A 23,340-nucleotide genomic window follows, 5' to 3' on the forward strand; every position below is an offset into this window, starting at 1 on the left:
AAGGAGCTTTTTTATTTGGAAATACTCCTTTAAAACAAAGGATTCCAATGTATTTTCTTACGTTTTACTACGTATTTTACGTGCACCAGAATCCCAAATAATGCCCGTTACCAAAGGGCTTAGCCACAATTAGGGCGCTTAAACCACAAAAAGTAAGGCGCTCACAACAATAATTACATAAAGCACATAGTGTTGGCGTTATTTCGTATTAAGGTAACTCAACGATTATTCTAACATTAAAAACGTGAAAATTAGTGGTTTAATAGTTTCTGGAAGTAATTTCGCGGGCGAATATGACCCCAAATCTGTTCAAAATCAAATTCTTAAAACGCAACCTACGGGAAGGTCACATGGTCGGTTAAGTCGGCTTAGGATGGCTACCATGGGTTTCGTTTTTGGAACTAATGTTTCAAAATCTTAACCTATGAAGAAACAATACTCTTCTGTTTCTGTGCTAAAACCATTGGTACTTCTATTACTTATGGTCTTTGGTGTAACCCATATTTTAAATGCCCAAATCAATACCAATAAAATTCGTGTAGACCTTTCTTCCCTTAGTTTTAAGGCCTGTAGCGACACCAACAATGGCCTGAGTACGGTAACCGTGCAGAGCAAGCAGGCTACTACGACCGATTTTCAAATAGCCTTTGATTTACCAGATGGTGTTTATTACCAAGCGGGTTCTGGAACGATCACCGTTCAAACGGGTTCAGGGGATTTCACTTTTTCTGAAGTGGATATTACAAACCTGAACCAACCTATTTTTAGGTTGGAAAGACCAGGAAATGCCCCGTGGCAAATCAACGATCAAGTTACTTTTACCTATCAAAAAACGGCCGACTGTGATGCCGTACAATATTCCTATAATGGTGGTCTGTTCAAAGATGCCCACTCGATTACGTTTAATGACCATCAAGGAGCCCAAACTGCCAGCGACAATGACTTAAGTGTTAATTCCTATAATCTTTTTAGAGCATTTTTGGCGGTAGATGATATTCCAAATGTTTCTGACATAGTCGGTGGAGTTCAATACAGAGATATTGTTATTAGAAATTCAGGTAATGGAAGTGTTCAGAGCTTCGACCACCAAGTAACAGTAAATGTTTCCTTAAGGCCAAATTATGAACTATCCTTTAACGGAACCCCACTAACACCTGCAAGTATTTCAGGTGGAATTTATACTTACAACATCGATTTGAACAGTGCACCATTTGCAGGTCAAGTAGGTGATGGAGACAACCTTTTTGAAAATGAGAGTATTACCTTAGTGGAGCAATTGTCCATGGATGAGTGTGGATGGAACAAAAGTACGCATCATAGTCCAAGATGGGGATGTTCCGCTGGCACTTACTGCCAGGTTGGAACAGAAATTTCCGGATCATTCAGTACCATAGTAGAAAATCCGGATTTAACCTTACAAAGAATTAATTATCCCACTATTCCAAGATGGGATGCCCCCGTTACTTACACCAATAGGGTTGCCAACAATGCCGCGGCACAAAACGCCTATGACATTAATATCAATATTGGTTATGGGTGGTATGGAGAAAGGTCAACAGAAGGAACTAATTACCTATGGGGAGATGACAGAACCAATCAAAGACAACTGGATAATTTTAGGTTTGCAGGCGGTTCTTCCTTTACCCCTTCCAGATGGGTACATTCTGTTGAACCAGGTACAGGTGCCGGTTCTTACTTTTTGGATTCCAATGTTTTGACTTTTGACCCAGATGGGCCAGGAGGTTTGGACGATCTGGACGGGGATGGCTATTACGATGATTTGGCGCCAGGGGAAAGTTTTGATGTCCTTTTTGATATGACTATGCTGCCAGCAACGCCAGCTTGTGATGAATGGGGAAAAACCTTTTTAAACAATGAACAGTTGCGTATTGAGGTTTGGTCCGTAAATACATGTACCAATCCCACGGATACAAAACGGCAGAACTTAAATTCCAGTGAAGTAAACGCCCCATCCTTGTTCGACTGGTCGAATCCAGAATCCTATGACCTGGATGCCATACCCGGAGAGATATTCAACCTCAACTTTGTGGGTAGATTGGACGGTCATTACGAGGAACCCACCTGTAATGGTGTTGAAATGTTCGGGAATGACCTAAGTACCTCGTATGTAGCAGAGATAGTAGTACCCAATGGGGTTACCCTGGATGCTTCTGCGGACCCTCGCTATTCTCAATCCGGCAATACAATCGAATTTGTTGAGACCAACTTGGCCGACTTCTTTCAAAGTAGTTATTCCTTGCGCATTCCTATCAGCTTTCCGTTGAATATTGACTGCGCATTGTATAGTGGACCTGAAACCATGCAAATAGCTTTTTCAACCTTCTACGAAAGCTCTTGCTTTAGCCGTGAGATTCACTGCGGGACTTTTGATGTGGTTACCCATTGTCCAGATGGGTGTACAGGTCCTACCACCAATTCTTTTGAGGCGAATAGGGTTACAGCGGGGTGGACCGATGATACCATGACTACCAAGGTTACTTTGGACCCATCGATACACGCTACAAAATATTACATGTCCAATGATGAAATGGTGGTCACTACGTCTGCTGTGATGATCAATGACGTAAAGGACAATCTCTATTTAGAAATGAGGTATGTAACGGATACTGGTCAAAATATGGCCGATATCATCAATTTCGAAAGTGGAACCATAACCATCAACGATCTTTCCTCAGGAACCCAAACAACTGCCATAACCGTGGCACCAACAATAAACACATTTGGGGGCAATGATAATAGAATGACTTTTGACCTTTCCAGTTATCGATCCATTATATCGCCAAGCTACCAATATGGAGAGGGTTTTGAACAGGATGAAATTGAATTGGAGCTTCATTTTAGATTTAAGGACACCTTCCCTGAAGAAAACAGGTTATATCAGTTTTATGAATTTTCAGGTGAATTTTATGGTTTTGATGGTGGAGGCTCCAAAAGGAGCTGCGAGATTTACAGTGAACGTGCATTTTTCTTTGATAATAGTGTAGGATTAAATCTTCATAATGACAACACTGTTACAGGCTGTGATACTCGCTGGCTGTACTTGACTTTGGAATCATCTTCCGGTGTTGGCGATAAATTTCCAGATGAATATAGACCGCCTATTCTATTCCAATCGGCCACTTTAGAAATTCCACCAGGGATGTATTTTGATAATCAGGCAGTTGTTTGGGGCTTCCCCAATATACAACCGGAAAACCAACAACCCTCATCATCGAATGGAGGACTAAACTTTTCCGTTTCAGGAAATATGGTGACCATAACACCCACTACTAGATTTGTAAATTGGGACCAAGGAAGTAATAATTTTCCACAGATTCAAATCCCGGTAATAGCCACAAGTGCAACTCCAGCTTTATCGAATCCTAGTGTATCAGTTACCTATATAGACTATGCGTATTCTGACAATGCTGTTTCAATAACAGAGTCAGGGACACAAGAATTCAACTATTATAATAAATCTTACTCTATAAGCAGCCCAGAACCTGTTGTCATTGGCAATTCGGAATTGGCCAGCTTTACCGTCCATGTTAGCAATGGTAGCGTTCAGGCAATTAATCACAACTGGCTACGTGTTGATGCAGGATCTGGTTATAATATCACTGCAGCGTATATAGAAAATGGCGGTGTTGAGTCTCCATTGAACGTTGTAGAAGAAGCCGGTATCTATTTTATAGAATTCGGCCCCATGGAGGGATATGTGGATAACACTAAAATCATTCGTTTTGAAGGAACGTTTAACGATTGCGGTCCACAGGATATAAAAGTGTCACAAAACTATGATTGTATCGGGTATCCCAGTAGTTATACTGGACTACCTTATTTTCACGAGCAAACATTTAGTCTGGAACCGGTACCAGCGGCAATCCAATTGGACATTTTAAGTCAGCCTACCACCACCGTGGATACCTGTACGGATTATGATGTGGTATTGGAGGTACGAAACGCGGGAGAAGGTGACTTGGTAAACCCAATGGTAACCTTTGATATTCCCGGGGATATAACCGGTCTTAACTTTACGGACCTACAAATTGAATATCCAAGGAATTCTGGGAATATTGAAAGTATAACCCCATCCATTACGGGCAATACGGTTACCATCGACCTGTTACAGCATTCGGTCATCAATACTGAAAACGGTATTTCTGGTTCCTATGGCGCGGGAGGCTTGGACGAGCAAATTGCCATCATTACCATGACCTTGAACCCGCAGTGTAACTATCGCTCCAATACGGGAACGGAATACGTTGTGTATGGAAACAATCCCTGTGGTACGCCCGCAGTGGGTAACGGCAGCCGCTTGGCCAGTGACCCTGTAATCATTACCGGTGCGGAGCCACCGTATAGTACGAACAGCGTGGCGGTGAGTACCCCCAATATTTTTGGATGTGATACTGAAACCGTATCCGTTGAGACCTATATTGTAGATGGTACTACAGGAAGCAATGACTATACCAGGTTAGTACTACCCCCAGGATTAGTGTACGTACCGGGATCTTTTGTATCCACCGGAACGGTTACCGCCACCTATGTCACCACTATTGTAGTGGGAGACCATGAAGAAATAGAAATCGCCCTTCCAGCAGGCGCGGGAACCACGGAACGTATTGCCTATGACTTTGATATAGAAAGTACGGCGAGCATCTGCGCGGGTACCTATGATATAAATCTGAGTACCTATGTAACCGTATCAGGCTTGACCTGTGGTGGGGTGTCATGTGGGGATACTGAAGTAGAAACCGGTAACGCCGGTACCCAACTGACCATTACCAAAGGGGTACTTGAGGAATCTTCGTTTACGGCGACCGCGGAATATGCCATAGCAGGTCCTAATACGAACTATTCCATTGAAATAGGTCTGGAAAATACGGGTTCCGTAGATTTGGCGTCGGGCATGACCTATGAGGTATTCTGTGCCGATGGCTCCGGGGTCAAAACTGGCAGTGCCATCCATACAGGAAGTTTAAGTCAGGGTATTCCCGTGGGTGTCAGCATCCAAGAAAGCTTTTCTTTCAACAGTAGTACCTATTGCGGGGACAACAGTAATATTGTTGTGGAATTTGCACCGGGTACCAGCAACTGTTTCTGCGATGTACTTTCTGTGGTCATTGCCAGTACGCCTTCGCCCGCCTCTGGTGACGTGACCTTTGTAAACGATAATATAACGGTGAACGAGGCTGCAGGGACGGCTACTTTGGAGGTGATTTTCAATGGAAATGCACCCGGCGGATTCACGATGGATTTTACCACCTTGAATAACACGGCGGTTTCCGCTCAGGACTATGTGACCACAACGGGAAGCTTAACGTTTGCAGGTAACAATGGCGAGATACAGACCATTACTATACCTATTTTGGACGATGCTATTATAGAAAGCACTGAAAACTTTTTGGTGAACCTGTCAAATCCTTCATTAGGTGCAATAAACATTTTAGATCCACAGGCCACTGTGAACATAACGGACAACGATTTGGCCGGTATCACCATAGACGATGCAACGGCCAGTGAGGGAGATAATCTAGTCTTTACAATTACCGCAAGTCAGCCTTCCCCTACAGATCTGGTATTTGACTTGACCTACACAGATATAACCACCATACCTGCCGATTACTCAGGACCCTCAACGGTAACCTTACCGGCCAACAGTACAAGCGTCAGCTTTAATGTGGCAGCTTTGGACGATGACTGGTTTGAAAACACACAGACTTTTGACTTGACGATTGCCTTAAGTTCCGGAACGGCCAACATTACGGACGACACTGGAAGGGGAACGATTTTAGATACCGATCAAGCCACTGTTTCTACGGCTAACTATGATGTTTTGGAAGATGTAGGTGTTGTACAACTAAGAGTATTTCTTTCAGATGGCAGTGGAAGAGTAGGTGTAGAAAGTGCGTTTACGGTAGATGTAACGGTAAATAGTAATTTACTTAGTTTCCCAGCAACTGATGGTTCCGACTATACTTCCACAACGGCCACAATTTCTTTCCCGGCATATTCACCAGCAGGTACTGAGTTTTTTATTCCGCTGACCATTTTGGATGATGCAATTGTTGAACCCTCAGAAAGAGTAATTCAGCGTCTTTCCAATCCGTCTATATCTGGTATTGGTCTGGCAGGCCCGGGAGGAATAGTAAGGATCCATGATAACGACACGGCAACGATAACCCAACTAGATATAACGGTAAATGAGGATGTGGGTACCATCAGCTATGACTTTACCCTATCCGGTACTACCCAGGACCCATTCTCCATTGATTACACGACCATTGATAATACTGCTATCGCACCTGGCGATTACGGAAATACCAATGGGACACTAAACTTTAATGGAAATAATGGTGAGGTCCAAAGCATTACTTTAAGCATTGTAGATGATGGTATTAGTGAGCCTTCAGAGGATTTTAACGTGAACGGAACGTATACCGGCATACCCCCGTCCTTTACAAACGCTTTGGCACAGAATATTGTATTCTCAAATAATCCTGGGACAGTTACCATCAACGCCAATGACACGGAAATCTGTAACGACGGCGTTGACAACGACGGTGACGGACTTGTGGATTGTGAAGACCCCGATTGTTATTTAGCATTAAACTCAGGTGATCCGGACAATGATGGTGATGGAATTGGTGATTTCTGTGACTTGGATGATGACAATGATGGAATTCAAGATATTTCCGAGTGTCCAATTACACCTGTAGATTTCAGCACCATTTTAGGTAGTGGAAATGCCATTTTACTAGGTGACCCTGCTACTAGTTTTTCAAGTTATACAACCGGTAGCCCGCTTCCTCTTACACTTAGCGTTGGTAATATACAAGAAAATGGAGCCAATGATTCTCGGGTGTTTTCGGAAAACGGTGGATCTATACTTCGATTTGAAGATTCTGGCGAAGTAATAGCCGGAACCGGTTATTCAGTTGATCTAACATTTTCCCAGCCTTCCTCATTCAGGTTTGGGGCTAATAACACCCTTGGTAATTCCAATATTAATCAATCCGATAGATTTGTAATAACACCTATTAACCCTTCACCAGATTTTCAATGGAGAGTGATCTCAAGCTTTGCGGCCAACATTACCATTGCATCCAACGTATTAACGATTGAAGGTGATACAAATTCTGGAAATCTTGGCAATAGTCCATATGCAGAATTTGATATAGTTACAGTAGGTACCTCAGAAGGTATTATCGTATATCACGAAGCAAGCTTCAGTGCAACCGATAGTGTAAATTCAGGACGTTTTACTTTTTCCTTTTGTCCAGATTCAGATTATGATAACATTCCTGACTATCTTGATTTGGATAGCGACAACGACGGCTGTTTCGATACCGTTGAGGCCGGCCATACAGATGGTGACAACGATGGCATCTTGGGCAACTCGCCCGTGACGGTTGACAACGCCGGACAGGTTACAGGCCAAGGTGGGTATACGGGCACCAATACCAATGTGACCACTGCGTTTGTACCTGTGGTCATCAATACCCAACCAAGCGACCAAATAGCGAATATTGGCGGTAACGTGACCTTTACTGCTGCGGCTTCCGGTGGTGCGACACTTTCCTACCAATGGCAGGAAAGTACGAACAATGGTGCCACTTGGAACGATATTGCAAACGCAGGTATCTATTCCGGTACGGACACCAACAGTCTAACCTTGATAGGAGTAGGAATTCCCGAACACGACAACGACTATCGATTGGTGATAACCTCTTCCGATAACAATTGCGATACATACACCAGTGCTTCTGCAGACCTTTTTGTACGACCAAACTTGAGCGTGGAGGATGTAACGGCAGTAGAAGGTGGAAACCTGGCCTTTGTCATCACCCCATCGCACGTGGTAAATCAGGACATCACTTTTGATCTGACCTATATCGATATTTCCACCACGGCTTCGGATTATTCGGCCATAGCCAATGGTACCCTTCCGGCAAATGCCATTTCGGTGACCATAAACGTGCCCGCACTGGACGATGCGATCATAGAGCCAACAGAGTCCTTTACCTTTGGTATGACCAATGGTAATGACTTTGCCGGCGATATCAGTGATACCGCAATTGGTACCATTACCGACAATGACGGCTCCGGTCCCGGAGAGGGGATCTCTGTGGCGGACTTTACTGTGGACGAAAGTGTTGGTACGGCGGACTTTGTCATTACCTATACAGGTCCTACCGTAGCGAGCAGTTTTACTGTGGACTTCAGCGTAACCGATGGTTCTGCCATTAATCCAGACGACTATACCGTAGCGACGGTGGGTATCCAAGTGACCTTCCCTGCCGGTACAGCCAATGGCGATACTCAGGTGGTGACCATCAGCATAGTGGACGATACGATCATCGAAGGTAGCGAAGACTTGAATATCACCCTGTCCAATATCTCGAATCCTGGCATTGCCGTTGTTGATGGAGACGGTATAGGTACCATTACCGACAATGACGGTTCGGGACCTGGAGAAGGGATTTCCGTGACCGACTTCACAGTCGATGAAGGCGTGGGCATCACCGATTTTGTAATTACCTATACGGGTCCTACCGTTCAGAACGCCTTTACGGTAGATTTCTCCGTGACCGATGGTTCTGCCATCGACCCGGATGATTACTCCGTAGCGACGGTGGGTGTTTCCGTGACCTTCCCGGCGGGCACCGCCGATGGTGATATGCAGTTGGTAAGTATCAACATCATGGACGATCTAATCATCGAACCAAGCGAAGATCTCAACATAACCCTGTCCAACATCTCCATCCCAACCATCAACATGGTCGATGGTGATGGTATAGGAACCATAACGGACAACGACGGTTCCGGGCCCGGAGAGGGAATCTCAGTGGCCGACTTTACCGTGGACGAGAGCGTAGGTACGGCGGATTTCGTCATCACCTACACCGGTCCGACAGTTGCAAGTAGCTTTACCGTGGACTTCAGCGTGACCGATGGTTCTGCCATTGATCCGGACGATTATACCTTGGCAACGGTAGGTACACAAGTAACCTTCCCTGCCGGTACCGCCAATGGCGATACCCAAGTGGTGACCGTGAACATCGTGGACGACATGATCATCGAAAGCACGGAGGATTTAAACATTACATTGTCCAACATCTCCATCCCTGTGATCAACATGGTGGATGGCGATGGTATCGGAACGATTACCGACAATGACGGTTCGGGGCCTGGCGAGGGAATCTCGGTGGCCGACTTTACCGTGGACGAGGGCGAAGGTACGGCGGATTTCGTCATTACCTATACCGGTCCAACCGTACAGGATGCCTTTACCGTGGACTTCTTGGTGACAGATGGCACGGCCATCGACCCCGATGATTATTCCGTGGCAACGATGGGCGTTTCCGTGACCTTCCCTGCGGGGACCATGGACGGTGATACCCAAGTAGTGACCGTCAACATCGTGGACGATATGATCATCGAAGGTAGCGAGGACTTGAACATTACATTGTCCAACATCTCCATCCCGGCCATCAATTTGGTGGATGGTGACGGTATCGGTACCATAACCGATAATGACGGTTCAGGTCCGGGCGAGGGAATCTCCGTGGCGGACTTTACCGTGGACGAGAGCGTAGGTACAGCAGATTTCATCATTACCTATACCGGTCCTACAGTGGCGAGCAGCTTTACAGTGGACTTTATTGTCACCGATGGTACGGCCTTAAATCCGGACGATTACTCCGTAGCAACAGTAGGCACGCAAGTGACCTTCCCTGCCGGTACCGCCAATGGCGATACCCAAGTGGTCACCGTCAACATCGTGGACGATATGATCATCGAAAGTTCGGAGGTTTTGAACATTACCCTGTCCAACATCTCCATCCCGGCCATCAACATGATGGATGGCGATGGTATAGGAACGATTACGGACAACGACGGTTCCGGGCCCGGAGAGGGTATCTCCGTGGCTGACTTTACAGTGGACGAGAGTGTGGGTACGGCGGATTTTGTCATTACCTATACCGGTCCTACAGTGGCCAGTAGTTTTACGGTTGATTTCGTTATCACGGACGGTACGGCCATTGATCCGGACGATTTCTCCGTGGCAACGGTGGGTGTTTCCGTGACTTTCCCCGCAGGTACCGCCAACGGCGATACACAGATAGTAACCGTAAACATAGTGGACGATATGATACTAGAAGGTGCGGAAAACCTGAACGTCACCTTGTCCAACATCTCCATCCCGGCCATCAATATGTTGGACGGTAATGGAGTAGGTACCATTACGGATAACGACGGAAACGGTCCTTTGGAGGGTATCTCCGTGACCGACTTTACCGTCGATGAAAGTGTGGGCACCGTGGACTTCGTAATATCCTACACCGGGAACACCGTTCAGGATGCCTTCAACGTCAACTTCACGGTGACGGACGGTTCCGCTACAAGCCCGGACGATTATACAGCTACCATGACCGGTACGGTCACCTTCCCTGCCGCTACCACCAACGGCGATACCCAGGTGGTGACCATCAGCATCGTGGACGATATGATTGCGGAAACAACTGAAGACCTAACCATTAGCCTCGGATTTGACGCGGTTCCACCAATGGGTGTGAACATGCTCGATGGCAACGGTATCGGTACCATTACTGACAACGATATTATGCCCAGTCCATACCAAGAGCAGATGACCATCATGTGTGGCGATGAACTGCCACCTGCCCCGGAACTGACCTTTATAGGCGGATGCGGAAACTACACGGTGGTTTACGACGAGATGAGGCAGGATGCATCGGATTCCGATGATTATATGATCATTAGGACCTGGAACGTCACCGATGCCTGCGGCAACAACGCCATCTTTGAACAGATCGTGTTCGTGATGCAGCCACAACTCGAGGAAGTCGCCATCGATATCTGTATCGAGGACGCGCCCATTGACCTTGCGGACTATCTGCCTGTCGGCTTTGATACCAATGGTACCTTTACCGCGATAACTGAGGGTGCGGTACTAAACGGTAGCGTATTCGACCCAATGGTACACCAGTTACAGGAATACCTTGTGGAATACAGCTCCACTGCTGGCGACTGTAAGTACTTCGTGGACTTCACCATAACGGTGAACAATGACTGCGTACCCTGTAATGTAGATGATTTCACCATTTCCAAGGCCATTACCGCCAATGGGGACAACATCAACGATCTGTTCGAAATCAGGGGTGCGGAGTTCTGTGAAAGTACCTTCGATGTGATGGTCTTCAATAGATGGGGGAACAAGGTCTTCGAGGCTACTGATTACCAGAACGACTGGGGAGGATATGCTCCTGACAATGCCCTTGGACAATCCGGATTCTTGCCAACGGGTACCTACTATTACATTATCAACGTAATAGGCGAAAAAACCGAACAGATCAATGGATATATTTATATCGGAACACAATAAAAAAAACAAAAAGGTCCTGAACCCTATTCATCCAAGGTATTGGATTGATGGTACTTTGGATGAATCAAGGGATTAAAAGGAACTTACCGTCGTCTATAAAAATTGTTATTGAACGACGAAATATTTTAAAATCGAGAATAAATCGATGTTAAACGATTTAATTCCAAATAGGGGTATTACTAATTTAACTTTGCATTTGATAAACCTACTTATTTTTTAGTAAAAACGTTTAAACCCCAAACCATGAACGTTTACACGAAATACCTATCCCTATTGGCATTGCTGCTGACTACGTTTGTTAGCGCGCAACAGCTACCGCAGTTTACGCAATACATGTACAATACCATTTCCGTGAATCCGGCCTATGCGGGTAGCAGGGAAACCTTGAACGTGACCCTATTGCACAGGAACCAGTGGGCAGGCTTGGAAGGAAACCCAAGGACCAATACACTATCGGTACACTCACCGCTTCGAAATAACCGGATAGGTGTAGGAGTATCTTATATAAATGACAGGTTGGGCGATGAAAGCACAAACTACGTGTATGGGGACTTTTCTTATTCCGTACTATTGAATCCCAAGGTAAAGATGTCCTTTGGGCTCAAGGCTGGGTTTACCAACTATAATCTAAACAATCCAGATCCCAACGATCCTTTTTTCAATGCCAACTTCAATGCATGGAAACCAAATTTCGGGGCGGGTATCTATGTAGGCTCCAACAGGTGGTATCTTGGTATTTCATCGCCAAGGATATCCAATACGGACCTCAACGACGGGGAGTTTGAGGCATTGGAACGAAACAGCTATTACGCCATTGGTGGCGTGGTCGTGGACATCTCCCCCAGCATTAAGTTCAAGCCTACCTCCATTGCCAAGATTACGAACGGTGCACCCGCTACATATGACTTTACGGCCAACTTACTTTTCAATGAAAAGTTTTGGATAGGGGCCTCCTACAGGATCAACGATGCCTCCAATTTTGGGGCCATGATGGACTACCAGGTATCCAGGGACTTTCGTTTGGGCTATGCCTATGACCTACCTACTTCAACGGTGAGGCCCTATACGGGAGGTACCCATGAAATTATTCTAATATACGAAGTGTTCAAAAGAAAACCCGGAGGTATAAAATCTCCCAGATATTTCTAATAAAAACACCCGCTTAATCTTATCAAAAATGAAACCTACAAAAGCATACATCGCCTTGTTTGCACTATTGATTGGTTGCTCCTTGGTCAGTGCCCAATATGGGGCCCAGCAACGTGGGGATTATTACTTCAGTAAATTTTCCTACGCCAAGGCCATTCCAGAATATGAACTCATGCTCAATGGAGGTGTTAACACCAGTTATGCCCATCAGCAATTGGCGGAGTGCTATTTGCTTTTGAGGGACTTTAAAAAATCCATTCCCCATTTTGAGGCCATAATCCATAGTGATGCCATTTCCAAGGATCAGTACTTCAAATATGCCATGGCTCTTTACAGCGATGGCCAATTGGAAGCATCGGAGGAATGGCTTAAAAAATACAAAAAGTACAACAAGAACGACTCCAGGGTCAATAGGTTCCTGAAGGAAGGAAACCTGGCCTCCATCGTTTTCAACAGTCAGGAACGGTATCAATTGGACATCGTAACTTTTAACTCGGAACACAGTGATTTTGGCGCCTATTTACACCAAGGCAAGCTATATTTTGCCTCAGGTAGAACAAATCACTTGACCAAGGGCAATTATGGTTGGAACAACGAACCTTGGTTGGACATTTTCTGGGTCTATGACGACATCCCGTTTTACGATCCCGAGCCTTTGGAGGGGAACGTAAATTCCAAGTTCCATGAAAGCTCGCCGGTCTATTCAACGGACTATGCAAAGGATACCATCATCTATTTTACAAGGAACAATTACTTTGACAAAAAAGCGGCTTACGGCGCGGAGAACGAGATAAACCTGAAGATATACAGTGCCAAAAGGAAAGACGGTAAATGGATGGAGGATAGAAGCTTGCCCATCAACAGCGACTATTATTCAACCGGGCACCCCACGGTAAATAAAGAAAGGACAAGAATTTATTATACCTCCGATATGCCTGGTGGATATGGTGGAACCGATATTTATTATTCAGAAATTCACGAACGGGGAGGCATCGGTAAACCCGTTAACCTGGGACCGGTAATAAATACCGAAGGAAACGAAATGTTCCCGTTCATAAACGAGGAAGGACAATTGTTCTTCAGCTCGGAAGGCCATGTAGGTTTTGGACAGTTGGACGTATTCTCCACCATTACGGACGAGGAGGGCGAATTTGTGGATGTTATTAATCTGGGAACGCCAATAAACAGCCCAGCGGACGATTTTGCCTACTATGGCTTCCCTAATGGGATAGACGGCTATGTTAGCTCTAACAGAGAGGGCGGGGTGGGATCAGATGATATCTACCGATTTAGGTTCTCTCCTGCCCTTGAGGTGGAAGGCTACGTGACGGACGGTATCAACCTAAAACCTTTGGACAGTGTACAGTTGACCTTGTTCGACCAAAAGACCAATACTATCATTGCCCAAACCTTTTCGGATGAAAAAGGATACTACAAATTTCCCTTGCAGCGAAAAACGCCTTACATGATCGAAGCGGTTCGTAGTACGCACCCACACAAGAACGTGTTCTTTGATACCTCAAGGGCTTCTTTTAGTCAAAAGACCCTTAGGCAGGATATCGTATTGGATCCCGTTCTGGACTTGAAACTTTTGGCAGGGCTTAAAAAGATTTACTTTGATTTTGATATGAGCAATATCCGACCGGATGCGGCCGTGGAATTGGACAAGGTAATCCATGTAATGAACGATCTCTATCCGGATATGATCATTGCCCTGGAATCCCATACGGACCCAATGGGAACCCACGAATATAACGACGACCTATCGGAAAGAAGGGCTTATTCTACCTATAAGTACCTCATAGACAACGGTATTGAAAAAAACCGAATTGTATCCTATAAAGGTTTTGGAAAACGAAGACCGGTCAACGATTGTACCAGTTTCCAGGATTGTAGTCCGGAGGACTTGGAGCTCAACCGAAGAACGGAATTCCCTATTTTACAGATAAAAAAGGGAAAACAATTGGCTAAATAACCCTTTTATGACTTTTAACAAAAAACCCCGCCTAAAAGCGGGGTTTATTCATTTCTTATGATATTTCCTGTACCTACTCAAGGATACCATCAACAATGCCATATTCGATGGATTCCTCGGCATTCATCCAATAATCCCTATCAAAGTCCCTTAATACCCTATCAAAGGACTGACCACAATTGTCCGCCAGTATTTTTGCGCTCAATTCCTTGGTCTTGATAATTTCCCTAGCCTGAATTTCAATATTGGACGCCTGCCCCCTTGCACCGCCACTTGGCTGATGTATCATTACTTGGGCATGAGGCTGTATGAACCGTCTTCCTTTTTTTCCCACAGACAGCAAAATAGAGCCCATGGAGGCTGCCAAACCTGTACAAATGGTAGAAACCGGGCTTTTAAGCGATTTTATGGTATCGTACATAGCAAATCCTGAAGTTACATATCCGCCAGGACTATTGATATACAATTGTATTTCCTTATGGTTTTGCATATCCAAATACAGAAGTCTATCTATCACATGTTTGGCGGAATCATCATCTACCTGTCCCCAAAGAAAGACCTTTCTTTCGGCCAACATTTTCTCATCTATAACTTCCTGTATTTTTCCTTTTTTAGAACTCATATGTATTATTTTTAATCAGCTTCAAAATTAAGGAATAAATTATGAATCCCTCTTATTTTGATACACGCAAAAAATCGTTCAAAATTAGTCACTTACCTCCACGGTACTTTCCACAATTTTCTTGATGGGTACGACCAACTTGCCCGATTTGGTCTTCACGACCATGGAAATGTTGTCAATGGCTTCTACCTTTCCCTCAATTTTACCAATTTTGACCTGGTCCCCTACCTCGTATATTTTTCTTGAGTAGAAAGTGCGTAGAAGATCGCCAACGACCTCTCTGGCACCAAGACCCAAAGCCAGGGCGAACGCCAATAAAAAGGCGCCTAAAACCAAGGTAAAATTACTGGTTATGATCTGGGTCTCAACACCGGCCTGGTTCAAAGCGGTTATTGAAACAAAAAAAGTGATCAAATAAAAAAGGGTGCCACTTACCATTTTAGATCCACCCACACCCATAGATTCAAATAGTTTTAACGTTGCCTGTTTTATTACCGTGGCCAAATAAAGCCCCCCTATAAGTATTAACAACGCGCTAATAAAGGTTGGCAAATAGCCCAATAGGGAATAAATGGCATCGGAAATGGCATTCAATTTTAACATCTGGGCAAGTACCACCGTAAACATTAAAATCAAAAGAATTTTTGTAGCGGATAAGGTTACCTTGAGCAAATCGATTTTAAGTTGCCTGTCCCCAAACAATTTTGCATCGGCGACGCGCTGGGATAGCACATCAATCTTGGCCGCTTTCAGAACCCGTTTCAGGATGAAAAGAATGATTTTGATAATCAACCAAGCTACAATCAAGCCTATAATTCCCACCACGATTTGGGGTATCATTTCAGCGGCGGACTTGAGTAAACTACCAAAACTGTCCGACAAGGTATCTTTAAGTTCATTAAGTGTTTTCATAGTTCAGTTATTTAGTTTTCTTGGTTTTTAATAAGCTTTCTATAAGACTGCCATAGTTGGAAGTAAAAAGAGTTGCCATTTCCATAATTAGTTTGGCCATGGCCACGTCGTTCATCACCTTCTGACGTAACTCTTGAGGGACGTCCTTAAGGTCTCCCTGCATTCGCTTAAATGGATTTTGATCCTGCTCAAACATTAGGGTAACGTATTATAAGCTTCTATCACTTTAGCTTTGGCTCTTTTTAATCTCATTTTTACGGCACTCGTACCTAATTCCAGGGTAGATTCCAATTCCGAAATGGAAACACCATCCTGGTATTTTAGCATTAAGATAGTCTTGTCCTCCCCGGGAATCATTTCCAAGGCTTTTTTCAGTTTCTCTACTTGCAATTCCAATAAATGTTCATCCGTCACTTCTTGGGACAATCTGTATTCCTCTTCACTTATTTCATTGGATTTCTCACTTATTTTTCTTCCTTTATCCCTATTGACATAATTAACACAAAAATTGTACGTGAAGGAATAAAGCCATGTTGAAAATTTTGATTTACCCTTAAAGGAAGCCAATTTTACGAATACCATTAAAAAGACATCCTGCGTAAGGTCCTCCGCCTCCTTCTGTGATTTGGCAAAACCGTAACACTTGTTGTATACCATTTTGGCATAGCGATCATAAAGGATACCAAACAACATGGAATCCTTCTTAGCCACTATTTCCATTACAAGATCTTCATCGGTAATATCCTTGTAAGGGTCGTTGGCACCCAATTCTGTCCTGAATTGGTTGCCTACGATGATAAGACACAATTTGCGTAAGAAGGTCACCTCCAAAAAGATATTATGAAAAACAAAAATAGGTTAAAGTTTCCGTTATTGAAGTGGTTTAAACTTTTTGAATTGAAGCGAATCCCGATAGCTATTGGGAGAAAGCATTGTGCCCAAATGAAGGCTTTTTTGAGCTTCATAGCTGGCTACGAAGTGAGAAAAAGATAAAATATGGGTGAATTTGTGCGATTTTTTAGCCAATTTGAAAAAGTATAAACTACTTCATAGTATCTTGTTACCTAAATGATACCCACTATGAAAAATTGCTTATTTGTGCCGATGCTTTTTTTGGTTTTACTTGGAAGTTGCAAAAACAACGAGAAAAAGCAGGAAGAAACCATTGAAAGAGAAAGAACCGTATTGGAGAAAATAGCCGATGCCAATGGCTACGAAAATTGGAAAAATATAGAGCGCATCAAATTCACGTTCAATGTGGATAGGGATTCGTCGCATTTTGAACGCACGTGGCAATGGCATCCAAAAACCAACGATGTCGTTTTTATGACCCATGAAGATACGCTCCGTTACAACCGTAAGGAAATGGACAGTGTGATAGCAAAAACCGATGCCGGTTTCATCAACGACAAATATTGGATGCTGGCCCCCTACCAATTGGTCTGGGACCAAAATAGCTTTCAATACTCGCTTACCGACTCTGTACAGGCCCCCATGAGCAAGGACACCATGCAACAACTGACAATTGTGTACGGAAACGAAGGTGGCTACACCCCCGGGGATGCCTATGACTTTTATTTTGGGGACGATTATATCATTAAGGAATGGGTCTTTAGAAGAGGCAACCAAGAGGAACCCAAAATGATAACCAGTTGGGAGGACTACAAAAAAATGGATGGCCTCAACATCGCCACCATGCACAAAATGGGGGAAGGCAATTTCCAATTGTACTTCACGGGGATTGAAGTGGAGTAAACAAAATTTCCATTGAATTATGGGGACCATGGGAAAGTACCTACTACTAACTTTTTGTTTATATGGGGTGGTTGTGCACGGCCAATCGGAAGTTGGTGGTGTCATAATGGATGCCGATGAAAAAATCCCCTTGGAATTCGTGCATATATTCAACAGGAAGCATAGCACCATAAGCAATACCGATGGTAGGTTCCTATTAAGAACCTCCTTGGATACCATCCTATTTTTTAGAAACGGGTACGAAAAAAAAGAGCTCACAAGAGCATCCTTAAAGGATACTATTTACCTAGAAAAAAATGTAGTGGCCTTGGACGAGGTGGTGGTCACCAACGCCAAAAAGATTCTTCAGAAAATCAAGGATTCAATAAATTCCAATTATTTATTGACCCCGCATACAGAAACGTTTTTTATACGGGCGTTGCTCAGAAAAAACGACACCCTGGTTCGGCTACAGGATATGACAGGTACGCTACTACGTAAAACCTCCATTTACGGCAATGGTTTGGAAATGGAAAAAAAGGATTATCAGGTACAATTAGCGGAAATGCGGCAATTGGGGATTGTTAGGGATGTATATGGCGTTAACTTTGAGCTACCTTCGCTGTACAATATTTTTGGCGAATTCATGCGGTTGAACGCCATGGGTCCAGAATTCGACGTTATTGAAAAGCCCTATGAAAACAGTGAAGAAATTAGGGTAGAATTCAATTCGCTACCAACAGAGGATGGCAGTAGCGCCACTGGGCACTACATTATAAATGAAGAGGATAATGCCATCTTATCTTTTGAATTATTTCTCAAAGGGGCTCAAAAAACTTCTAAAACAGATTTGGAGAAATATACCCATGTTTTAAAAGGTGGTTCCTCCATGTACTTTAAGGAAGATGTGGAAAAAGGGCTTTATTATCTGCATAGGGCAAAACGTACGTTTTCCTTAGAGGTTAAAACAGAAAAACATCCAAAACCAGATGTTTATGAAATGGAAATTACCTTATACACCCCGGAAAGTTTTGGCAATGAAAAAATAAAAAGCAACGTCAATGAGCATAAGGATATTTTTATGCTGAAACATCCGTATAATGAAGCCTATTGGCAAGAACAATCCTGGCTTCCAGTAACGGAAGAAATCAAGGAGTTTATACAGACTATTGGTAAGGGAACTTCTGGGCTAAAGACGAAAGGCAACATGAACTAAGGCTATTGGACCACCCAAATTCTCCCCTACCCCCTCCTCTTTTTAAGGATTGCCGTCGCCCCAAGAATAAACAAAGCCACTGCCAACAGTACTATAAAACTTGTTTTGAGGGAATAATTATCGGCCAAAAAACCCAAAATAGGCGGTGCACATAGAAACCCGGAATAGCCGGCCCCGGCGATAAACGAAACGCCCTTGGAAGAATCCACACCCTTTACGTTTCCGCCGATTCGAAATAGCTCCGGGACCATAGCGGAAAAACCAAGACCACAAATGGCAAATCCCACAATCGCCAAATAGGTGGAAGTAGTCAATACCAATGCATAGCCGATAATACTTAACACCGTACCCAGGGCCACCATTTTTACAGAACCCATACTAGCGCTTACCCCGTCCCCCAAAAACCGACCCAAAGTCATCGTAACCTGAAAGCCTAAAAATCCGGCGCCCCACAAGGCTTCAGGGGCCAAACTTATTTCCTTTAAATAAAGCCCGCTCCAATCCACAATAGCGCCCTCGCTTCCCATGGCTATAAAGGAAATAAGCCCCAACAATAGCAAGGGTTTAAAAAGTTTAAGGCTAAAGGTTTCCTTCTCTATGTTCGCCGCAACTTCGTTCATAAAATTTTTATAAAACATCAAATTAACGATGAAAACAAGGGCGATAGCCAAGCCCATATGTAAAACAGGATTGTCCAAGGGACCTATCAAAAAACTTCCCAATCCCGCCAAAACACCGCCCAGACTAAAAAAACCGTGGGAGGCCGACATGAATTTGGCGTTGTCCTTTTTCTCCAGTTCGGTCACTAGGGTATTCATGGATATATCAGTAAACCCGTTGGAAGCACCGAATAAGAAAAGACTGCCCATCAACGCATAGTAACTTGGGCTCAAAATCGGTAGGATAGCGGTGCAACAACTGATCAGCACACCGTACCAAGTGGCCTTTCCTACCCCAATCCGATTAATAATGGACGATGCAAAAGGAAATACTATAAATACTCCTAAGGATAGGCAAAATATGGCGATTCCCAACTGGGATTTGTCAATACCCAAGTTTTCCTTTACGGTTGGAATATAAATGGCCCAGGTCCCAAAAAGGATATTGATACTTGCAAATACCCATGAGGGTCCAAAGTAACGGGCATTGGAAAAAATCAATCCGAGCGATTTCATCTAACTTGTCAAGTGTTTTTTAATATGCCCTCCTTGAGTATCTGTCCAAATCTGTACATATCCTCATACGAACAATAAAATGGCGCCGGTGCCAAACGGATCACATTGGGCTCGCGCCAATCCACAATCACCCCATTTTCCATGAGGAAGTCAAACAAGGCCCTGCCTTGACCGTGCAAGAAAACGGAAAGTTGGCAACCCCTATCCTTTGGGGTAATGATTTCAAAACTACTATCCACCTCCTTGTCAATTTCCCTCAGCACAAATTCCAAATATCCCGTGAGCGACTTCTGTTTTTCGATCAGGGCGGGCATACCCACCTCCTCAAAAAGCTCCAATGACGCAAGGTAAGGCGCCATGGACAATACCGCAGGATTACTAACCTGCCAAGCATCCGCGTTTGGCATGGGTTCAAAGTGGGGCTTCATTAAAAACCGCTCCGCCTTTTTGGTTCCCCACCAACCCTCGAACCTGGGAATATCTTTCTTGTCCAAATATCTTTCGTGAATAAATATCCCCGATGCATTTCCCGGACCGCTGTTCATATACTTATAACTACACCATGCGGCAAAATCGGCATTCCAATCATGCAGTTTGAGTTCCACATTTCCTACGGCATGCGCCAAATCCCAGCCAACATTGGCACCTACTTTTTTTCCGGCCTTGGTAATCGCCTCCATGTCCATCACCTGACCGTTGTAATAATTGACCCCTCCAATGAGCACCAAGGCGAGCTCGTCCCCTACTTCATCGATTTTGGCCAGAATATCCTCGGTCCGCCAAAAATGCTCGCCATCCCGCTTTTTTACCTCAACAATGGCATCTTCTACATCAAAACCGTGAAAGCGCACCTGACTTTGAAGCATGTATTGATCGCTGGGGAAAGCCTTTTCCTCGCAGAGTATTTTATATCTATTTTTTGTTGGGGTATAGAACGATACCATGAGAAAGTGTAGGTTTACGCTCAAGGTGTTCATAACAGTAACCTCTTCGGGTTTTGCGCCTACAACTTTTGCCAACGGGGGAATTAAACGTTCGTGATAGTCCCACCAAGGCTTATCGGCATAAAAATGGCCCTCTACGCCCAACTCGGCCCAGTCCGTCATGATATTATCCACAAAAGCTTTTGCCCTTTTTGGCTGGAGCCCTAGGGAATTTCCCGTAAAATAAATGACCTCTTGGCCATTTACTTTTGGATAGACAAACTCTTCCCGATACTTGGCCAACGCATCATTTTTATCCATTTCTTGGGAAAATTCCAAGGTGTTTCTAAACTCCATACTTCAATTTTTATAATAATAAACCCTTCCTTAAATTGGGTGTAATTGGATTTGCAAGAAAAGGTGGAAACCCAAGATTGTAAATCGTTTCCATCTTGTAAAAGTAGTTATATACGAACAAAGGAAAACCATGGGCACGATCAGATTTAAGACTTAGGATCATTCGCTAACCGCATTTCCACGATATGCTTTTTGAAACCCACTTTTTCATAGGCCGATAAGGCCGGTTCATTATCGTCGTAGACGGTTAACCTAATTTCGGTAAGTCCCTTGGACAATACCCAACTTTTAAGCCCCTCGATAATTTTCCCGTTGACACCCTTGCCCCTAAATTCGGGAAGGGTGTACATAAAACCCAAATAACCATAATGCGTATGGTCCAAGTAATGGCGGGCCTCTTTGATAAGGGCGTATCCACTGGCAACTACCTGTGTTCCGGAACAGACGACGAGCACTTGGGCATTATCGGAAGTTATCAACCCCGCAAGATCGTAATAGTTGACTTTGCCCTTTCGAATGGTTGGATCCATGGGACGTTCCGCCAAAATGATTTCCTGTTCAAATTTTAAAAGTATGGGCAGGTCCTCGATTACCGCTTCCCGAATTTCAATTCCGTTATCCATGTTACCATTTTCCATCATTTAAAAATAATGCTTAAAAAGCTATTTTTGTAAAAAGATTTTCATGCATTTTTTATCGCAGGTACTGGAAGATTACTTGACCGAACACTCCCAAGAAGAACCTGAAGTTCTAAAGGAACTTACCCGGGAAACCCACCTCAAAGTTATTCAGCCAAGAATGTTGACGGGCCGTTTTCAGGGAAGGGTACTAAGCGTTCTATCTAAAATTATAAATCCCAAATTTATTCTAGAAATAGGTACCTACACGGGATATTCCGCAATATGTCTGGCCGAAGGACTGCGGGCCGACGGCGCGTTGCATACCATTGACATCAATCCGGAATTACAGGATATGCAGCGTACTTATTTCGATAAAAGTGGCTATGGGGAACATATACACCAGCATGTTGGGGATGCCCTTGACATTATTCCCCATCTGGATTTTACGTTCGATCTGGTATTCATCGATGCCGAGAAAAAACAGTACGACAACTATTTGGAGGCAGTGCTTCCCAAAACAAGGGCTGGAAGTGTTATTCTATCTGATAATGTGTTGTGGTCCGGCAAGGTCGTGGAGCCCTTGGATAAAAATGACAAAGCCACTAAAGTTTTATTGGATTACAACAAAAAATTGAGTAACCACCCTAAACTGGATACCGTATTATTGCCCATTAGGGACGGTTTGACTTTAAGTAGGGTAAAATAAGGTTTGAATGTAATGCCTGGAATATCCAAGCCGAAAGTAGTCCAAACAAGGCCCCCACGAGGATATCTGAGGGATAGTGTACCCCCAAATAGATACGGCTTGCAATAAAAAAGAGTGGCCATATGTAGCATATCCAAATCCACCGGAAACGTTGCCTCAAAGAAAAATAAAGGAAAGTTGTCACCGAAAAGGACATAGCCGCATGTCCAGAAAAAAAACTATAGCTCGAAGGGTTTGCCAAAACCCGTATGAGGGATTTGATTGCTTCATCATTATTGGGCCGTAACCGTTCAAAAAACAATTTGGTCAGGTTGGAAAAGGTCTCCACGAACAAAACCATGATGCCAAGAACGAATAACAATCCTAGTGCTTCCCTCCAAGGTCTTGATTTAAGGATCAAAGTTAAAAAGAGTAAGAAAAGAGGAATCCAAGGTGGATATTTCGTGACGGTTTGCCAGAAAGTATCGTATGGGTCCGCACCCAGATTATTGAAGAATATCAAAATTTTCTGGTCCCATTCCAAAAGTAGGTCCCACATAAT

At 44.0% G+C, this 23,340-nt stretch carries 14 protein-coding genes; 6 read left to right on the top strand and 8 right to left on the bottom strand.

Translation table 11 applies throughout. From position 1 onward, the window contains the following. The first annotated feature begins 424 nt into the window (after positions 1 to 424). The 3 genes from DZC72_RS15395 (at position 425) to DZC72_RS15405 (ending at position 14,534) form a co-directional block, all read left to right on the top strand. Complete coding sequence (locus tag DZC72_RS15395) at positions 425 to 11,410, top strand: Calx-beta domain-containing protein (protein ID WP_125223817.1); 10,986 nt, start codon at positions 425 to 427, stop codon at positions 11,408 to 11,410. Between the two features lie 243 nt (positions 11,411 to 11,653). Beyond that, positions 11,654 to 12,559, top strand: a complete 906-nt coding sequence (locus DZC72_RS15400; RefSeq protein WP_125223818.1) for a PorP/SprF family type IX secretion system membrane protein — start codon at positions 11,654 to 11,656, stop codon at positions 12,557 to 12,559. A gap of 28 nt (positions 12,560 to 12,587) precedes the next feature. Next, positions 12,588 to 14,534, top strand: a complete 1,947-nt coding sequence (locus tag DZC72_RS15405; protein WP_125223819.1) for an OmpA family protein — start codon at positions 12,588 to 12,590, stop codon at positions 14,532 to 14,534. A gap of 73 nt (positions 14,535 to 14,607) precedes the next feature. Here the strand turns inward: DZC72_RS15405 and DZC72_RS15410 are convergent, their stop codons facing one another. The 4 genes from DZC72_RS15410 to DZC72_RS15425 form a co-directional block, all read right to left on the bottom strand. Continuing rightward, on the bottom strand, positions 14,608 to 15,156 hold the full coding sequence (locus DZC72_RS15410) for a ClpP family protease (protein ID WP_125223820.1): 549 nt from the start codon (positions 15,154 to 15,156) through the stop codon (positions 14,608 to 14,610). Positions 15,157 to 15,240: 84 nt separating this feature from the next. Further along, entirely contained in the window at positions 15,241 to 16,068 is an 828-nt protein-coding gene (locus DZC72_RS15415) for a mechanosensitive ion channel family protein (protein ID WP_125223821.1), read from the bottom strand. Between the two features lie 7 nt (positions 16,069 to 16,075). Continuing rightward, positions 16,076 to 16,264 (bottom strand): hypothetical protein, encoded by a 189-nt coding sequence (locus DZC72_RS15420; protein WP_125223822.1) that lies wholly within the window; start codon positions 16,262 to 16,264, stop codon positions 16,076 to 16,078. Beyond that, the gene (locus DZC72_RS15425) at positions 16,264 to 16,893 is read right to left on the bottom strand and encodes an RNA polymerase sigma factor (protein ID WP_243641760.1); all 630 of its coding nucleotides are present in this window, start codon (positions 16,891 to 16,893) and stop codon (positions 16,264 to 16,266) included. The genes DZC72_RS15420 and DZC72_RS15425 overlap by 1 nt, the downstream gene beginning before the upstream one ends. A 255-nt stretch (positions 16,894 to 17,148) precedes the next feature. On the opposite strand from DZC72_RS15425, the gene DZC72_RS15430 reads away from it, so the two are divergent. Together DZC72_RS15430 and DZC72_RS15435 are read left to right on the top strand one after the other, a co-directional pair. Continuing rightward, positions 17,149 to 17,823: a hypothetical protein gene (locus DZC72_RS15430; protein WP_125223823.1), complete on the top strand. Its 675-nt coding sequence runs from the start codon at positions 17,149 to 17,151 to the stop codon at positions 17,821 to 17,823. 28 nt (positions 17,824 to 17,851) lie between these two features. Further along, the gene (locus tag DZC72_RS15435; protein WP_125223824.1) at positions 17,852 to 19,018 is read left to right on the top strand and encodes a peptidase associated/transthyretin-like domain-containing protein; all 1,167 of its coding nucleotides are present in this window, start codon (positions 17,852 to 17,854) and stop codon (positions 19,016 to 19,018) included. Between the two features lie 26 nt (positions 19,019 to 19,044). Here DZC72_RS15435 and DZC72_RS15440 read toward each other — a convergent pair whose 3' ends face one another. The 3 genes from DZC72_RS15440 to DZC72_RS15450 all read right to left on the bottom strand — a co-directional run bounded on the left by DZC72_RS15440 (position 19,045) and on the right by DZC72_RS15450 (position 22,096). Beyond that, positions 19,045 to 20,193, bottom strand: coding sequence for an MFS transporter (locus DZC72_RS15440; protein ID WP_125223825.1), 1,149 nt, complete (start codon positions 20,191 to 20,193; stop codon positions 19,045 to 19,047). 8 nt (positions 20,194 to 20,201) lie between these two features. Next, positions 20,202 to 21,473 (bottom strand): kynureninase, encoded by a 1,272-nt coding sequence (gene kynU / locus DZC72_RS15445; RefSeq protein WP_125223826.1) that lies wholly within the window; start codon positions 21,471 to 21,473, stop codon positions 20,202 to 20,204. Between the two features lie 146 nt (positions 21,474 to 21,619). Further along, positions 21,620 to 22,096, bottom strand: a complete 477-nt coding sequence (locus DZC72_RS15450) for a GNAT family N-acetyltransferase (protein ID WP_125223827.1) — start codon at positions 22,094 to 22,096, stop codon at positions 21,620 to 21,622. Positions 22,097 to 22,157: 61 nt separating this feature from the next. Here DZC72_RS15450 and DZC72_RS15455 point away from each other — a divergent pair, with 61 nt between their 5' ends. After that, entirely contained in the window at positions 22,158 to 22,799 is a 642-nt protein-coding gene (locus DZC72_RS15455) for an O-methyltransferase (protein ID WP_125223828.1), read from the top strand. On the opposite strand, the gene DZC72_RS15460 is transcribed toward DZC72_RS15455, so the two are convergent. After that, the gene (locus DZC72_RS15460) at positions 22,765 to 23,337 is read right to left on the bottom strand and encodes a phosphatase PAP2 family protein (protein ID WP_125223829.1); all 573 of its coding nucleotides are present in this window, start codon (positions 23,335 to 23,337) and stop codon (positions 22,765 to 22,767) included. The genes DZC72_RS15455 and DZC72_RS15460 overlap by 35 nt on opposite strands. Positions 23,338 to 23,340 lie beyond the last annotated feature (3 nt).

Source organism: Maribacter algicola, assembly GCF_003933245.1.
Classification (GTDB): domain Bacteria; phylum Bacteroidota; class Bacteroidia; order Flavobacteriales; family Flavobacteriaceae; genus Maribacter; species Maribacter algicola.

Excerpts from the sequence above, each read along its gene's own strand:
- DZC72_RS15395 (WP_125223817.1), top strand. The coding sequence starts at position 425 with ATGAAGAAACAATACTCTTCTGTTTCTGTGCTAAAACCATTGGTACTT.
- DZC72_RS15400 (WP_125223818.1), top strand. The coding sequence starts at position 11,654 with ATGAACGTTTACACGAAATACCTATCCCTATTGGCATTGCTGCTGACT.
- DZC72_RS15405 (WP_125223819.1), top strand. The coding sequence starts at position 12,588 with ATGAAACCTACAAAAGCATACATCGCCTTGTTTGCACTATTGATTGGT.
- DZC72_RS15410 (WP_125223820.1), bottom strand. The coding sequence starts at position 15,156 with ATGAGTTCTAAAAAAGGAAAAATACAGGAAGTTATAGATGAGAAAATG.
- DZC72_RS15415 (WP_125223821.1), bottom strand. The coding sequence starts at position 16,068 with ATGAAAACACTTAATGAACTTAAAGATACCTTGTCGGACAGTTTTGGT.
- DZC72_RS15420 (WP_125223822.1), bottom strand. The coding sequence starts at position 16,264 with ATGTTTGAGCAGGATCAAAATCCATTTAAGCGAATGCAGGGAGACCTT.
- DZC72_RS15430 (WP_125223823.1), top strand. The coding sequence starts at position 17,149 with ATGAAAAATTGCTTATTTGTGCCGATGCTTTTTTTGGTTTTACTTGGA.
- DZC72_RS15435 (WP_125223824.1), top strand. The coding sequence starts at position 17,852 with ATGGGAAAGTACCTACTACTAACTTTTTGTTTATATGGGGTGGTTGTG.
- DZC72_RS15440 (WP_125223825.1), bottom strand. The coding sequence starts at position 20,193 with ATGAAATCGCTCGGATTGATTTTTTCCAATGCCCGTTACTTTGGACCC.
- kynU (WP_125223826.1), bottom strand. The coding sequence starts at position 21,473 with ATGGAGTTTAGAAACACCTTGGAATTTTCCCAAGAAATGGATAAAAAT.
- DZC72_RS15450 (WP_125223827.1), bottom strand. The coding sequence starts at position 22,096 with ATGGATAACGGAATTGAAATTCGGGAAGCGGTAATCGAGGACCTGCCC.
- DZC72_RS15455 (WP_125223828.1), top strand. The coding sequence starts at position 22,158 with ATGCATTTTTTATCGCAGGTACTGGAAGATTACTTGACCGAACACTCC.
- DZC72_RS15460 (WP_125223829.1), bottom strand. The coding sequence starts at position 23,337 with ATGTGGGACCTACTTTTGGAATGGGACCAGAAAATTTTGATATTCTTC.